Origin of the sequence: Flavobacterium sp. YO12, assembly GCF_004119495.1 — a bacterium.
Classification (GTDB): Bacteria; Bacteroidota; Bacteroidia; order Flavobacteriales; family Flavobacteriaceae; genus Flavobacterium.
The window spans coordinates 16101-31823 of record NZ_NRQU01000057.1 but is presented as its reverse complement, the minus strand read 5'-3'; the positions used below and the strand labels follow the sequence as shown (position 1 = coordinate 31823).

Genomic DNA, 15723 nt, shown 5'->3' with positions numbered 1-15723 from the left:
CATTATAAATTTTCACCTTTTAACATTTAACCTCTATGATACATACAAACCGCTTCTCAATAAAAACCAAGAATAATTATCTTACAAATTCACTTGAAAATAGGCCAATTTCTTTAAATCATTCATAAAATGGTTTGTAAATTGTTCAGTAAGGGTCACAACAATTTAAGGTATATTTAACAAAATATACCTTTTTTTATGTCTTTTTCTTGCTATTTAACAAGTATATATCCTCAAACAATACAATTATTTGGATGTCCTGAAGAGTCACCTCTAGAGGACTCAAACCATCAATACCTTAATTTACAACAGATTGCTATTATAAATATTCAAAATATTCTTAATTTTAACAATAAGCCCAAAAAACATATTTACTTTTAGTCTTATATATTTCAAAATTCCTGCTCCAAACTTTATCTATTTGATTACTGAATATCAAACATAAAAACGTTAAGAGATGAAAACTGAAATTGATTTTAGAGGCCAAATCACTCCTAAAAAAGCAATGAAAATCCTTAAGAAAGAAGGAATGCATGTAACTGCGAATGAAGCTGAACAAATATTATTTTTTCTTAGAAAACTAGCAAATATTGTAGTTAAAAAGTATTTAGATGATTGCGATTCTACAAATAAACAAATCAAAAGCAATCAGAAAAAACAGCGGGTTAAAGGAAAACCGGCGGTAATCTATTGTAAGCCTTGCATTATCATAAACTCAAATTTGAATATTTAATAGTTTTTTTTCAATTTTGAGAAAATATGTCAATCGTGTAGAGTACTTTCGTACTGAACTGGGGAGAATCCTTAATTTCGCTTATTAAAATAATGGATGACTGGGGGCTTAAAAATATAGGGGACGGTTTTACATCAGCAAAAGAACCTTAACCCGGAAGAATTAAGCTGATTTACTTATTTCCGGCTAAGTTCTGCTTCATTTTCTTCGACAGGCTGCCCAGCAGTTTTAATTTTTGTCCTAATTCTTCTGTCCATGGCAGTCCGATACACAAACGCATACAGTTTTGAAACTGGTCCTGAAGCGTAAACATTCTGCCGGGCGCAATACTTATTTGATGCTGCAATGCATAATTATACAACTCAGCTGTATCAATCTCTTTTGGAAACTCCACCCATAATGCAAGACCTCCCTGCGGTCTGCTTATTTTGGTTCCAAATGGGAAATGGTCAGCGATTATAACTGCGTAGTTCTGATAGTTTTCCTGAAGTGTTTTACGGAGCCTGCGAAGATGATTTTCATATTTTCCTGTCATTAGAAAGTTTCCGACTGCCTCATTGATCAGCGAAGTTGAAGAAACAGAATGGATCAGTTTTAGCCGCAGTATCTGCTCTTTATATTTCCCTGGAGCGACCCAGCCGACACGATAGCCTGGAGCAAGTGTTTTAGACACTGAACTGCACCATAAGATATTTCCATCCGTATCAAATGATTTACAGCATTTTGGACGTTTCTGGCTAAAGTGAATATCGCCGTAAGTATCATCTTCAATAAGCGGGATATCATACTGGGAAAAAAGTTCTGCAATCTCTTTTTTACTTTTATCTGGTATGCAGTACCCCAAAGGCGTATTAAAATTCGGAACCAGAAGACCAATATCTATTTTAGGCATTATGCTCTTAAGAACTTCAATATCAATTCCTGTTACAGGATGCGTTGCTATCTCCATAACCTGTAATCCAAGACTTAATGTTAACTGCAGAATTCCCGGATAACACGGGCTTTCTATAGCAATTACATCGCCCGGTTTTGTTAAGGCCATAAGGCATAATGATAAGGCATTCATGCATCCGGATGTTGTGATTATATCGCTTTCGCTTAAATGCCCTTCCCATGCTAATGAACGCGCCGCTATCATCCTTCTAAATTTAAGATTCCCCTGAAGAGGTTCATATTCCGTTCCGCCTTCCCTCAGTTCTCTTGATGCTGAAACAATTTCTTTTTTGAGCTTTGCAAGAGGAAGAAGATTTCCTGAAGGCACGCCAATTGAAAAAAGAGTCAAGTCTGTATTACCCATATTAGAATAGACTTTGTTTATCAGCTCATTAGGCTCATTACTGCTTAGCGTTAAAAGAGGCTGGCTCGATTCAGGAAGTGGCAGTTTCAGATAGTTTAGCGGGCTTACGAAATATCCTGACTGCGGTTTTGACTGAACCAGAGATCTTGACTCCAATTCTAAAAATATTCTTTTTACCGTATTAATGCTGACTCCATGTTCTCTGCTTAACATTCGTACGGATGGAAGACGTTCTCCTTCTTTTAATACGCCCGAGTGAATTTTTTCAGCAATGTTTTCCGCTATTTCATTATATAAAAAATCTTTCTTCATACTGTAAAAGTAACTGTGTCTATTCAAATATACAAAATTGTTACTGTGTTTGTTTAGCATTCAATATACTTTCGCACAAGCAATTATTTTTAAAATATGAAAACACATAATTTTGGTGCAGGTCCGGCAGTCCTGCCCGAATCAGTTTACAATGAAACTGCCGATGCAATTAAAAATTTTAATGGAACAGGGCTTTCTCTTCTTGAAATTTCGCACAGATCATCTCACTTCGAAAAAATTATACGAGAAGCTGAAGAACTGCTGCGTGAGCTGCTTTCAATTAATAAAAATTATACTGTCATGTTTCTTGCCGGCGGAGCAAGCCAGCATTTTGCGCAGATACCTCTCAATTTTTTAGAGCAGAATGATCATGCTGCTTATCTAGATACAGGAGTATGGGCTTCAAATGCTATTAAAGAAGCGCAGTATTATGGAAAAATACATATTGCCGCTTCTGGAAAAGAAGACAGCTACAATTCTATCCCGGAATATATTTCTATTCCGAAAAACTGTGTCTATTTTCATTACACGTCAAACAATACAATTTACGGCACAACCCAGTATGAAGTTCCGCGTACCGGCGTACCAGTTATATGCGATATGTCTTCTGATATATTAAGCAGCCGGATCGACGTAGAAAGATTTGATATGATATATGCAAGTGCGCAAAAAAATGCGGGACCGGCTGGAGTGTCTATTGTAATAGTAAAAAACAGCATGCTTGAAAAAATTACCAAAAAAATTCCGAATGTTTTTAACTATGCAGTTCTGGCGGCACATAAATCAGTTTATAACACCCCTCCTGTTTTTTCCATTTACAGCACCCTTCTGAATCTTAGATGGATTAAAGCGCAGGGAGGATTAAATGAAATGGAAAAACGCAATATCGAAAAAAGCAGTATTCTCTACAATGAGATTGACAGAAACAGCCTTTTTTCAGGAATCGTCACACACAGTAAGCAGCGCAGCAGAATGAATGTTACATTCTTATTAAATAATCCAGCTTACGAAAATGATTTTTTAAGCTTTACATCTCAGCGAAATATAGCCGGGATCAAACAGTATCAGGGACATGCAGGATTCCGGGCATCTCTTTACAACGCGCTCTCGATTGACAGTGTAAAAGAACTTGTGAGAGCAATGCAGGACTATGAGATCCATATTAGAAAACACTTTTAAATGCAGTTAAAGTCATTGACAAAAGAATACTGCTGCAATAAATAATAAACAATATATTTCATGAACAAAATAAAAGAAAACACAACCCAAGGCTGGATCAACGGATTTATCGGAGTAGTATTATTCAGTGGCTCACTTCCAGCTACAAGAGTGGGAGTTTCAGAATTTAATCCCGTATTTTTCACAGTAGCCCGAGCCGCTATTGCAGGTGTGCTTGCACTTTCTGCTATTCTAATCTGCAAAGAGAAACGCCCTAGCAAAAAACAGATTTTACCACTAATAATTGTTTCGTCAGGAGTAGTAATTGGTTTTCCGCTACTTACCGCCTTAGCACTTCAGTATATAAACTCGGCACACTCCATTATCTTTGTTGGAATTCTGCCTGTAGCAACAGCTGTTTTTGGCATAATCAGAGGAGGCGAACGTCCTAAAGCTATTTTTTGGGTTTTCTCGATATTGGGAAGTCTTTTAGTGGCAGGGTACTCGGCATCCCAGGGAATTTCAGCGTCATCTGCAGGCGATCTTCTAATGGTAGCCGCAATAATATTGTGCGGACTTGGTTATGCCGAAGGAGCTAAACTTACTAAAACATTAGGAGGCTGGCAGGTAATTTCATGGGCATTGGTCATCTCTCTGCCTGTAATACTCCCACTCACATTTATTTACATGCCTGATACTTTTAGCAATATATCTTCAGGAGCCTGGATCAGTCTTGGGTATGTTTCTCTGTTCAGCATGTTTATAGCATTTATATTCTGGTACAAAGGTCTTGCTCAAGGTGGAATTGCAGTGATCGGCCAATTGCAGTTGCTGCAGCCGCTTTTTGGTCTTGCGCTGGCTGCTATGCTTCTTCATGAAAAGGTCAGCATCGGTATGCTGATTGTTATTTTGGGAGTAATCCTTTGTGTTGCAGGAACCAAAAAATTTGCCAAATAGAACTTTATAAAAATTAGAAGTCAAAAGAATTTTAAACTAAAAAACAACAAAATGTTTATACCTGATATTTTTAAATTTGAAGACTGGGAAGAAAAAATTGCCTTTATCAAACAATACAGCTTTGCGAGTATTATAACAGTGAAAGATGGCCTTCCTATTGCTACCCACCTCCCTTTTGCTATTGATGACAGCTCGGAAAAACTAATATTGACTTCTCATTTCGCAGCCGCCAATGAGCAGTCTAAATTTATTGAAGAAAGCATTTCACTTGTAATTTTCAGTGAGCCTCATGCCTATATTTCTCCAACGCATTATGATAAAATTGAAAGTGTTCCAACTTGGGATTATATAACAGTTCATGCATATGGCAAGGCAAAAATTATCAGCGATGAAAATATGAAATATAAAGCTCTGGAAAAAATGATCATGTCTTACGAACAAAGCTATAAAGAGCAATGGGATAATCTTCCCGATAAATTTAAAAAAAGCATGATGAGGGGAATAACTGCTTTTGAGTTTGAAGTCACCGATTTGCAGGGGCAGAAAAAATTAAGCCAGAACAAAACGGAGATTGAAAGAGAGCGCATAGCTGACCATCTCGAAAAGAGTGACCAAACTGTTGAAAAGCAATTAAGTCCATATTTAAAGTCAACAATCTAAATGATAGAGAAATCATTTCCAGACTTATTATAAGTAGATAACAAATATCATTAGAAAATTTATCCTCAATAAATTTTGATACTAATAATGTTAAAACTTAATTTTAAATTTACATATCACAAATATTTACTCTAAAACCATATCTTTTATATTAATAAAAAATCTGAAAATTAATATGTTTTAACATTTATCCTCTACGATACAATTAAACCGCTTTTCAATAATTTTAAATTTATTTTCTTACAAATTCACTTGAAAATAAGCTAATTTCTTTAAATCCTGCATAAAATTTGTGTGAATTTGTATCGTAGAGGTCACAAAAGCCAAAAGGCGTCAATTGAAGACAATTGACGCCTTTTTTTTTATTACCTTATATCAATTTTTTGACTCGTTTTTGAGCCGGTCCTAAAGTACAATCTTATATATAATTACATTAAATCTATTAAAGATTTGGTGTTTTATTTTTCATAATCCTTCTATATATTCTCTCCAAGAGCTGGTTTGTTTCTAATTGATATAGTATTAGTTTTTGATAATTCTGACTTTATTTTTACTAATGGACAAGCATTGCAGTGATTTTGGTAATCGTTTTACAACTGCTTTAACTTTGATCAATCAGCACTTTTTACAATGCTAATTGTAATAACAAAAATCATGCTTCTTAAAAATATATTTTATTGTACTTTTATTTAAAATATTTAAATCTATGTATGAACAGCTTTTCAGCTACATTAGCAGATACAGTGAATCTCCTCTTACAGTAGAAGATGAAGCATTAATTAAAACAGTACTCAAACCTGCCAAGTTAAAAAAGAAGGAGTTATTCCTCGAACAAGGAAATATCTGCCAGTATACGGGTTTTATAATAAAAGGCGCTATGAGACAATACAGCATTGACAGCGCCGGTAATGAGCATATCATCCAGCTGGCTCTTGAAAATTGGTGGATGGTGGATCGTGAAAGTTATCTTATGAAAACACCATCGGTATATAATATTGATGCATGGGAAGATACAGAACTTCTAATATTGGAAGCTGACGATCTGCAGCGTCTGCTTGAAATACCTACAATTAAGGAAATGTTCTGGAAAATGAACCAGAGCAGTTTCATTGCTTCCCAAAAAAGATTAAACAATTCCATTGCCCTTCCTGCCATGGAAAGATATGAGCAATTACTCAAAAGCTACCCTGATTTTGTACAGCGCTTTCCCCAGCATATCATTGCTTCTTATTTAGGTATCAGCAAGGAAACATTAAGCCGCGTACGCAGTAAGCTATTCCAAAAATAAAATTAAGATCCAGTTCTTCTATTTTTCTTATATCGTTCTTTATTGACAAATGTCATCGTTTTCTGCTTCATAGCTGCAATAAATTTGCCTTATAAATCAGTAACAAAGATTTTTGAAATTTATAACAACATTTAAAACATTAGAAAAATGAAACAGTTTACAAAAGATGATACCGTTATGCTATTAATTGATCATCAGACAGGCACACTTAATTTTGCAGCTAACAGACCTCACGAAATGATCGTGAGCAGAACAAGAGCTTTGGCTAAATTTGCAACAGCTTTAAACATTCCCGTTGTGCTTACCAGCAGCCAGGAAGATCATGCACAAGGACCTTTAATTCAGGATTTACAGGATCTGCTTCCTAAAGAGTATGCAGATAGAGTAAAAAGAGAAGGAATTACAAATGCATGGGATGACGAGAATTTTAAAAATGCTGTTCTAAAAGCAGCTGGCGGAAGAAAAAACGTAATCATGGCAGGCCTTACTAATGATGTATGTATTGTGTGGCCTTCAATTTCAATGCAGGAAGAAGGATTTAATGTTCAGGTAGTACTTGATGCAGGAGGATCTCCTTCACAAATTGCTGATGATATCGCACAGCAGACTTGGGAAAGCCAGGGTGTAAGAACTACAACAATCAACCAGATAATTTCTGAAATGGTGCACAACTGGGCAACAGAGGACGGTCAAAAAGTTCTTCCAATCCTTTTTGAAGAAGTTATGTCTAAAGTAGGACAGTTCTCTTAATTAATAGATTCTTATAATCGAAGCTGGATATTTAGGTATCCGGCTTCTTTAAAAATATTATTATGATACAGAAAATAAACAGCTCCCAATTTCTGGGTCACGGCCCGATAAAGATTCTTTATCCAGGTTCTGCCGTTTCAAGCACCGATACCGGAATAGGAAGCATAGGAAGAATTGACCATCCCGAAATAAATTCCAATACGGTTATAAAAATGCATCCGCACATCAATGATGAAATTCTTTCCTATTTCAGAACAGGGGAAGCAGAACACAGCGACTCAGAAGGATTTGTAAAGGTAATAGGCGGAAAAACCCTTATGCTGATGAAAGCCGGAAAATCATTCTTTCATGAAGAAAAAATTATGGGTCAGCAGCAGACAATGGAAGGACTTCAGATTTTTATCCGTCCCGGTAAAAAAGACTTGAACCCCGAAGTGGTATTTTTAGAACTGGAAGACCTTCATAGTGATAACATCTGGCGTATTATCGGGTCTCCAAATCCTGAAACTGAATTTCAATTCAGCAGCCAGACGTGGATTTATGATATGAAACTTCTTCATGGAAGCACTTCAGAAATACCCCAGCTGCCAAAGAATAATCTTACGGCTCTTTTATATGTCTTTCAGGGATCAGTGCAGGTAAATGATACTATTGATGTTAAGAAAAAAGAATGTATCGTATTTAAAGACGAGACTGTTTTAATTACAGCGTCAGAGGATACTGAACTTGTTTTATTCTTCACAGATGAACAAGGAGAAATCTTCAAGGGCGGAATGTACAGCGGAAATCAAATGTAATTATGGATAAAACTATCAAGATTATCAGTAAAAATGAAGGAGAACGACTGGCAGTTGCAGGCGGCAATTACAGAATTATAATCTCCGGAGAACAGACCAATGGTAATTACGCTGTTATCGAAATGATAGTGCCTCCCGGTGGAGGGCCGCCTCCGCATGCACATCCTGAAACCCAGGAAATGTTTCATGTGCTTGAAGGGGAACTGGAATTTAAAACTGAAGCAGGAAAGCAGGCTGTAGCTCAGGACGGATTCATAAATATCCCTTTTGGCGGCGCCGTGCACTGCTTTAAAAATACTTCAAAAAATTATGCACGTCTGCTTTGTACTGTAGTACCGGCAGGACTGGAAAACTTATTTCATGAAATAGGAACTCCGGTAAAGGCCGGCGAATTCCTGCCGGTTCCCGAACTCACAGAGAAACGGAAGGAATTCTTAAAAGAGATGGACCAGAAATACGGCCAGAGAACATACGCTCCTGATTACCTAGGATAGCAGTTCAATTCAATTAAATATAAAAATTTTGCGGACAGGTTTTTCCAGCGGGCTGATTGCTTAAAATCAGCACTGGATAATTCCTGCAATATTTCTATTGCCATGCAGAAACTGTTGTCTGTCCTTAGAATGTATTGTACAATACTGCCCTAAAAAAGAATAAAAATGGAAAATATAGATAAAAATACAGCAGAGCCGGGTAATTTAAGCAAAGAGCTTATAGGGGGGTCAGCAGAAGTTAACGGAATTAAAATTAATTATCTTATGGGAGGCAATCCTGAGGGCAGTCCTGTTCTTTTATGGCACGGCTTTTTAGGGACTTCAAGCTCCTGGAGAAAAGCAGCATCCATCTTAATTGATGCAGGAATTGCCGTTTTAATTCCTGATATGAGAGGATATGGTGATTCTGATAAACCGCAAGGCACTATCGGATATGATGCCCGCACAATCAGTGAGGATTTCAGGGCTTTAGTGAAAAAGCTGGATTTTGGAAAAGGAAAGCCTATTACCCTGGCGGCACATGATATGGGCGCGGCACCAGCCCTTATCTGGAGCGCTGACCACCCGCAGGAGATTGCCGCTTTATTTTATATAGAAATGGTAGTGATGCTGGATCAGGTGCTCAGCCCCCACTTATCATTCAGCCGTGAAACCATGGAAAGCCAGATGGGGCCGATGTGGTGGTGGATCCTTCCCCATGCTCCAAAGGCGCTTGAAGTACTTTTTACAGGAAGAGAACGTGAGTTCCTTACTTGGTTCTATGATTGGATGACTGTCGGAAAAGATGTAATTGACAGCGAACAGATTGATGAAATCTATCGCACATTCTCTGTGAATAATGGTTTCCAGGGTGCTTTTGGAATCTACAGAGGAGTCTTTGATTCTATAGATCAGACCACACCTTTACTTCAGAAAAAAATCAAAGTGCCAGTTACTGCTATCGGAGGAGAATATTCACTTGGAGCTGGTGTTGGCGAAATGACCAAGCTGGTAGCGGAAAATGTAACTTCAATTGTAATCGAAAATGCCGGTCACTTTCTTCCTGAAGAAAAGCCACAGGAAATAGCACATCACATTTTGACTAATTTCTAACTTCGGAAATTTATAGAGTGAATCTAATTATTATATTTTAATAACAAAATAAGATGCAAAATTTAGTACATTTTTCTTTCAATCCCCAACAGGACATCTAAACCAAATTTATAAAGCCAATGGAAGACAGACATTACATATAGTACGCCAATTTCTTCAAATCATCCAAAAATGATGTTGTAATTTGTCCAGTCGAGGTCACAAAATTAAAATCCCATTTCTAACGAAATGGGATTTTTTTATGCTTTTTTTTCTACTGCTTTAGCATATTTATGTATTATCACTTTCAACCATGTTCACACGCTAGAAGCTTGCGCAAGCTTGAATAATTCAAGGTTTTACTACTTCTTTATGATAGGAATTTCAAAAGTAGTCTTAACACTTTGCATTGAAACAAAAGTTTTAAACTTTTTAATGTTAGGATTACCAAAAAATAATTTTCTGGTCAGTTTCTCATAATCTGACATTGTAGGCAGTACCAACACAAGTATAAAATCAACGTCACCTGTTACATAATAACATTGCTGGACTTCAGGAATACTGCTAAAAAGCTGCTTGGCTTCATCTATTAATTTTAGTTGCTCGTCTTTCAACTCCACTTCTACAAATATAGTCAGAGGATGTCCAAGTTCACTTTGATCGACCACTGACACGTCTGCAATTATAACACCTGTCTCACGCATTCTCCTAATACGTCTTTGCACCGCAGCTGCTGAGAGTCCAATTCTATCGCCGATATCTCTTTGCGGTGTTAGATTATTCTTTTGAAGAACTTCTAATATCTCTAAATCAAATTTATCTAATGTCATTTTTTTATATTAATGAAACAAAATTGCAAATACAGTCTGTAAATTAACAAAAATAAACACATCTAGTGAATTATTTTTGCGCCATAAACTATTTCTCTATTATTAAATACAATTAAATGAAAGAAAAAAATAAACAACTGGCAGGATTTTTATTAGCTATTATTGCTGCAATTTTCTGGGGTGTCTCCGGAACATTTGGTCAATTCCTTTTTGAGCAAAGGCAAATTAATGTCGAATGGCTTGTTACCGTGAGATTGCTTTTCTCAGCAATATTATTATTACTATTTTCCTTGATAAATAAGCAAAAAGATCTTTGGCTGATATGGCGTAATAAGAGAGATGTTTTTCAACTTTTACTATTCAGCCTTCTTGGAATGATGGCTGTTCAATATACTTATTTTGCTGCCATTAAATACTCTAATGCTGCAACGGCAACTGTCCTTCAATATTCCGGACCAGTAATAATAGCAATTTATCTGGCTTTAAAAAATAAAAAAAATCCAAAACCTATTGAATATCTGGCAATATTTCTTGCGGTAGTCGGAACATATCTATTAGTTACACACGGTAATACTGATGGTCTTTCTATTTCCACGGCAGCTCTTTATTGGGGATTAGCTTCTGCATTATCACTGGCTTTTTACAGCATTCAGCCAATTGGCCTGCTTAAACGTTATAATTCAGCAGTTGTTATTGGATGGGCAATGCTGATTGGAGGAATGGTACTTAGTTTTGTTCATTCTCCATTGGACGTTACTGGAAAATGGGATAACTATACTTATTTATACACCACATTTATAATACTTTTTGGGACTCTCACAGCATTTTACGCCTATCTTACAGCAGTAAAAATAATCGGCTCACAAAAAACAAGTTTGTTAGCATCTGCTGAACCTTTATCGGCAGCTATTATTTCTGTACTTTGGCTGAACGTCACATTCGGTATAATGGACTGGATTGGCAGTATATTTATAATTTCAACAATTTTCTTACTCAGAAGATTGTGAATTTCTTTTCTAATTCCATCAGAGGTCACAAAATTAAAATCCCATTTCATTAGAAATGGGATTTTTTTTTAATTTTTGAAACACGAAATCAGGAAACATCCGCACAGCTTTTCATAAGAACTCTTCAGAGAGCTGGTAATTTTATTTAGATATAATATATTTTGTCTTAATAATAAGATGTAATAACTTTATTGTAAAAACAAGATATAGCATATAATAAAATAGCGCTATAATGACCATAAAAGATTATGTCTTTATCTTTTTTCTTAGTAAGCCAAAAATAAGGACGATCGAATAGGCCCACATGAGCCAGGAACTAAATACAACACCATCAGCTGTTGGCAAATTGGGAAAAACTAATGAAAAAAAATAAATGCACAATGTATCTAATAGCATTCCCGGAAGGATCATAATCACAGTAGAATGAATCGCCTCCAATTTATTCAATTTGTATTTATTATTTACACTATTAACAATAATTCCAAGCACTGGGATTAAAATAATGTACAATGCTATCAAAATAAAAGTATTGTCTGTTATAAAAAAATAATGTCCAAAAAGTCTAAATGTAATTGTTGCCATTAACCAAATGCCGAAACCGACCAAGAAGCTCAAAACTTTGTAATTCATTATAATTATCTGGTTTAAAATTGTGTGTTATATTTTGTATAAATTCAGTAGTTATCAGTCGTATTGATAGCAAATTTAACAAAAAAAACACTTTTAAAAGATGCGTACTTTCAATTATTAATTATTCCTCAACTGAGGCACAAAAAGATTTATTCCTATAAAAAAGTAAAGCTCTTTTATCAAAAATAAAAGAGCTAATTTATACCTTAAACACGAATCTCATCTAAATTGAAATAGCCTTAGTTAAGATTGATATTTTTAATTTCTACATTTAGTTTCGTTGCTATTTATTGTTTTTTCAACCTTTTAAAATCCTCTATATATAAACCTTTGGCTGTATTTGTAGGGTTAAATGCAGCAAGATTGTCCATTTTTAATGATAAAGAAGAATTGGCGTTTTTTGCTGTAGCTCGCACAGTTTGACCTGTAATTAATTCGAGAGCTTTATTCAAATAAGGATCTTTTACGTTTCCAAATTCAACCAGGTTTAAGAAAGTACTATAAGGATTGATTTCGTAATCAGGTACAATTTTCGCTGGATTTGCGTCTTTGTCTTTATTGTAATATGAAAAAGTAATGGGCTGCAATTGCCATTTATGTTTAGTGCTTCGATTAACATAAGACGTATAATCACTAGCAGGAGAATCGTATAGTGTGTTTGAGCCAACAAATTTACCAACGGTTTCTTCGCCTATTGTTATTACGTTAATGTATTTTTTTAGACATTGTATCGTGAGCTCGCTCGCAGAAGCGGTTTGAAAACTTACCAGCACATATATTTTTGTCAAAGCAAGGCTGTTTATACTTTCTTCTCTCTGAAAAGTTGGTTTGTTATCAACCAAGTTAAAAATGTTTACTTTTTCAGAAAGATTTTCATAGCCGTCTTCACTATTGTGTTTATTATTGAAGTCTAAATAAATATATGGTTTATTGGTAAAACTGCCATTAATCATTTGAGCCAGAGCAACTGCTGTTTCTAATGAACCGCCTCCATTGTATCTTAAATCTAAAACCAATTCATTAATTCCATCCACTTGCATTTTAGCGAAAGCCGAATTGAGTTCATCATTATAATCGGATTTGAAACCATTAAAAACTAGATAACCAACATTCTTTGCTCCGTATACTTTCTTTTCGTAATAAGCAACTGGGTTTTCATCAATTTCGGCTTTTGATACACTCACAGTTCCTGCTTTGTCTGTGGTTACTAAACCACCGCTTGAAAATTGTACGCTTGCTGCCAAAGTAATTGTCAATTGTGCATTTTCTAGTTGGTCATAATTACTTGACGTAAGCTGGCTTCCATTTACTTTTGTAATAACGTCACCTCTTTTCAATCCTGCCAAAGCTGCTGGTGAATTAGGTACGATGTAGTTAATTAAGGCTACCAAATTTGTATTCGATGCATCTTTAGGGTAAATTGCGTAATTAAAACCACCCTTTTTTTCGACTTCTGCAATTTTTGAAACACGCACTATCTCATTACTGTTTTCAATCCAAGAAAATCTATCGACAGTTCCTCTTTGATATAGAAGTGAATAAAAAAGCGCATCGGGAGTTTTTCCATTGACTAAATTGTTATATACTTCGGTAGAAGTGATTTTGTCGTCGGACAAATTAGCAACGTTGGGCTGCCAGTAGTACCAAGAATTCATAGCTTTCCAAACAAAGTTGTTAATCTCGTCTGGCTTGGTCGTTGTGGCTTCTTTAGTGTCAGAATCAGAATCCTTGCTGCAAGCTGTAAAAACCAATCCTACAAGTAATGTCTTAACAATATATTTTAATTTCATTATTTTTTCAATCGTTTAATTTAAGCTAATTTTGTAGTTGTAAAACGCTAAAATTATGAAAAATAGTATCCCTAAAGCCGTCTTTTTATTATTTTCTTTTGGACTTTTTTTTCTTTCCTGTTCAAGACAGCTTTTAGATATTAAAAATCAAACGTATAAAAGTTATAACAGCAATAGCGAAAGAGGGTATATAGTTAGTTTTAAATTAAATGACACTGCTGTTGTTCCTAAATCGGTTGTGATTAATGGTATTGTTCAGGATATATCAAAAGCAAATAAAATTGGAGATACTTACCAGATAAATATGATTGCGCAAACTACCCTAATTCATAATTACAAGGTAAAATTTGATAACAAAGAAAATGGAATTTATTTTGAGAAAAATTCAAGTACATTTTTTCAACCTGTAAAATTCAAATTAATCACAGACTAGTTGAAAAAGTTTAATTATAGTTGAATATTTTTTTTTCTTTAACATACAAAAATTCATCATCTCAATCTGTCTTGATAGAGATGATGAATTAATTCTATTTGGAATTTACTCCACTCCTCCGCCTAAAGCGCGGTAGAGGTTTACGGACGCATTTAATCTTTCCAATTTTATAGTGATCAAATCGAGATCATTTTGCAATGCACTGTTTTGTGCTGCAATAATTTCAAGATAATTTGCCATTCCGCTTTTATATAAAAGTGAAGCATCGGCAGTAGCTTTGTCTAAAGAAGCCGCTTTTTCTTGAGCCAGTTCAATGCGCTGGTCAGCATATTTCAATCTTGACATGGCATCTGAAACCTCACCAACAGCAGTAATAAAAGATTGTTTAAACGATACAACTGCTTTTTCCTGTTCTAAAACGGCAACCTCGTAAGCTGTTCTTAAAGCTTTTTTCTGAAAAATAGGCTGTGCCAGATTCGCCGCTATATTTTTTGTAACTGATCCGGGAAAATTAAACCAGGTATCAAACTCAAATGAATTGATTCCAATTGACGGATTTAAACTCAGCGTTGGGTACATGGTGGCTTTGGCTAAACCTGTTTTAGCTGTTGCCGACATAACTGCATATTCACTCGCTTTTACATCGGGTCTTCGGCTTAAAAGTGAAGCTGGAATTCCTGATGGCATCTCGAAAGCAAATTCATCAACATTTAGATTTCCTGAACGCTCTATTGTATTTGGATATTCGCCGCACAAAATCTGTAAGGCATTTTCCTGAACCGCTATATTCGCTTTTGCTAAAGGAACGAGCAATTCTGCTGTTTTTTTCTGAGCCTCTGTCTGATTTACTGCCAAAGAGCTTATAGTGCCCGAATTGTACTGCAGTTTCATCATTTTAAGCGTATTGTCGCTTAATTCAATATTCTTTTCAGCAATTTTCAATTGTTCATCCAATCCTAAAAGATTGTAATACGATTGTGCTACTTGAACAATAATTCTTGTTTTTAAAGCAGACAGGTTTTCTTTCTGAGCAAAATAAGCCGCTTTTGCATCTCTTTTCTGCATGGCTGCTTTTCCCCAAATATCAACTTCCCAAGACATTTTTAAAGAAGCATTATAATCGTCCATATAATCTTTACTCGTAAACTGTGAACTTAAAGATCCGTTTAACGAATTCTTTGAAAGGTAGGAACGGCTTGCTCCTGCATCAAAAACAAGTGTTGGAAGTAAGGACAACTTGGCTTGCTTGTAAGCAAGATCAAGCTGTTCCATACTTTTCACTGCAATAAGCACCTCGTTGTTTTTAACGAGGGCTTTTTCAATCAAATTAACCAACAAAGGATCTTTGTAATAGTTTTTCCACGGCAGTAAAACCGTGTCTGCGGTAACCGCAATTTCTTCACGGTATTTTTCCGGCGCTTGTAAATCTGCACGGGAATATTTTTTTCCTACCACACATGAGGTCATGAGCGTTCCGGTAAGTAAAACTATTCCAATTTTATATAGTGTTTTCATT

The 15723-nt window shown here is 35.5% G+C and carries 16 protein-coding genes; 11 read left to right on the top strand and 5 right to left on the bottom strand.

Going from position 1 to position 15723, the window contains the following annotated elements; genetic code table 11:
• The first annotated feature begins 457 nt into the window (after positions 1-457).
• Complete coding sequence (locus BOW55_RS16320; RefSeq protein ID WP_129024991.1) at positions 458-733, top strand: DUF2624 family protein; 276 nt, start codon at positions 458-460, stop codon at positions 731-733.
• Between the two features lie 172 nt (positions 734-905).
• Here BOW55_RS16320 and BOW55_RS16315 read toward each other — a convergent pair whose 3' ends face one another.
• Positions 906-2342: a PLP-dependent aminotransferase family protein gene (locus tag BOW55_RS16315; protein ID WP_129024992.1), complete on the bottom strand. Its 1437-nt coding sequence runs from the start codon at positions 2340-2342 to the stop codon at positions 906-908.
• 96 nt (positions 2343-2438) lie between these two features.
• On the opposite strand from BOW55_RS16315, the gene serC reads away from it, so the two are divergent.
• The 8 genes from serC (at position 2439) to BOW55_RS16275 (ending at position 9538) form a co-directional block, all read left to right on the top strand.
• Entirely contained in the window at positions 2439-3521 is a 1083-nt protein-coding gene (gene serC / locus BOW55_RS16310; RefSeq protein WP_129024989.1) for a 3-phosphoserine/phosphohydroxythreonine transaminase, read from the top strand.
• A gap of 60 nt (positions 3522-3581) precedes the next feature.
• The gene (locus BOW55_RS16305) at positions 3582-4457 is read left to right on the top strand and encodes a DMT family transporter (RefSeq protein WP_129024987.1); all 876 of its coding nucleotides are present in this window, start codon (positions 3582-3584) and stop codon (positions 4455-4457) included.
• A gap of 51 nt (positions 4458-4508) precedes the next feature.
• Complete coding sequence (locus BOW55_RS16300; protein ID WP_129024985.1) at positions 4509-5117, top strand: FMN-binding negative transcriptional regulator; 609 nt, start codon at positions 4509-4511, stop codon at positions 5115-5117.
• Between the two features lie 706 nt (positions 5118-5823).
• On the top strand, positions 5824-6405 hold the full coding sequence (locus BOW55_RS16295; RefSeq protein ID WP_129024983.1) for a Crp/Fnr family transcriptional regulator: 582 nt from the start codon (positions 5824-5826) through the stop codon (positions 6403-6405).
• 147 nt (positions 6406-6552) lie between these two features.
• Complete coding sequence (locus BOW55_RS16290; RefSeq protein WP_129024981.1) at positions 6553-7155, top strand: isochorismatase family protein; 603 nt, start codon at positions 6553-6555, stop codon at positions 7153-7155.
• A 62-nt stretch (positions 7156-7217) separates the two neighbouring features.
• Positions 7218-7952 carry a pirin family protein gene (locus BOW55_RS16285; RefSeq protein ID WP_129024979.1) on the top strand — a complete coding sequence of 245 codons (735 nt, stop codon included), beginning with the start codon at positions 7218-7220 and terminating at the stop codon, positions 7950-7952.
• 2 nt (positions 7953-7954) lie between these two features.
• The gene (locus BOW55_RS16280) at positions 7955-8446 is read left to right on the top strand and encodes a cupin domain-containing protein (protein WP_129024977.1); all 492 of its coding nucleotides are present in this window, start codon (positions 7955-7957) and stop codon (positions 8444-8446) included.
• Positions 8447-8611: 165 nt separating this feature from the next.
• A complete protein-coding gene (locus BOW55_RS16275; protein WP_129024975.1) occupies positions 8612-9538 on the top strand; it encodes an alpha/beta fold hydrolase in 927 nt (308 codons plus the stop codon).
• A gap of 341 nt (positions 9539-9879) precedes the next feature.
• Here the strand turns inward: BOW55_RS16275 and BOW55_RS16270 are convergent, their stop codons facing one another.
• Positions 9880-10347, bottom strand: coding sequence for an Lrp/AsnC family transcriptional regulator (locus tag BOW55_RS16270; protein ID WP_129024973.1), 468 nt, complete (start codon positions 10345-10347; stop codon positions 9880-9882).
• A gap of 116 nt (positions 10348-10463) precedes the next feature.
• On the opposite strand from BOW55_RS16270, the gene BOW55_RS16265 reads away from it, so the two are divergent.
• Positions 10464-11354: a DMT family transporter gene (locus BOW55_RS16265; protein ID WP_129024972.1), complete on the top strand. Its 891-nt coding sequence runs from the start codon at positions 10464-10466 to the stop codon at positions 11352-11354.
• 246 nt (positions 11355-11600) lie between these two features.
• Here the strand turns inward: BOW55_RS16265 and BOW55_RS16260 are convergent, their stop codons facing one another.
• Positions 11601-11936 carry a DUF5367 family protein gene (locus BOW55_RS16260; protein ID WP_241686595.1) on the bottom strand — a complete coding sequence of 112 codons (336 nt, stop codon included), beginning with the start codon at positions 11934-11936 and terminating at the stop codon, positions 11601-11603.
• Positions 11937-12271: 335 nt separating this feature from the next.
• A complete protein-coding gene (locus BOW55_RS16255; protein ID WP_129024970.1) occupies positions 12272-13774 on the bottom strand; it encodes a S41 family peptidase in 1503 nt (500 codons plus the stop codon).
• Between the two features lie 55 nt (positions 13775-13829).
• On the opposite strand from BOW55_RS16255, the gene BOW55_RS16250 reads away from it, so the two are divergent.
• The gene (locus BOW55_RS16250) at positions 13830-14207 is read left to right on the top strand and encodes a hypothetical protein (protein ID WP_129024969.1); all 378 of its coding nucleotides are present in this window, start codon (positions 13830-13832) and stop codon (positions 14205-14207) included.
• Positions 14208-14312: 105 nt separating this feature from the next.
• On the opposite strand, the gene BOW55_RS16245 is transcribed toward BOW55_RS16250, so the two are convergent.
• Complete coding sequence (locus BOW55_RS16245) at positions 14313-15722, bottom strand: TolC family protein (protein ID WP_129024968.1); 1410 nt, start codon at positions 15720-15722, stop codon at positions 14313-14315.
• Position 15723 lies beyond the last annotated feature (1 nt).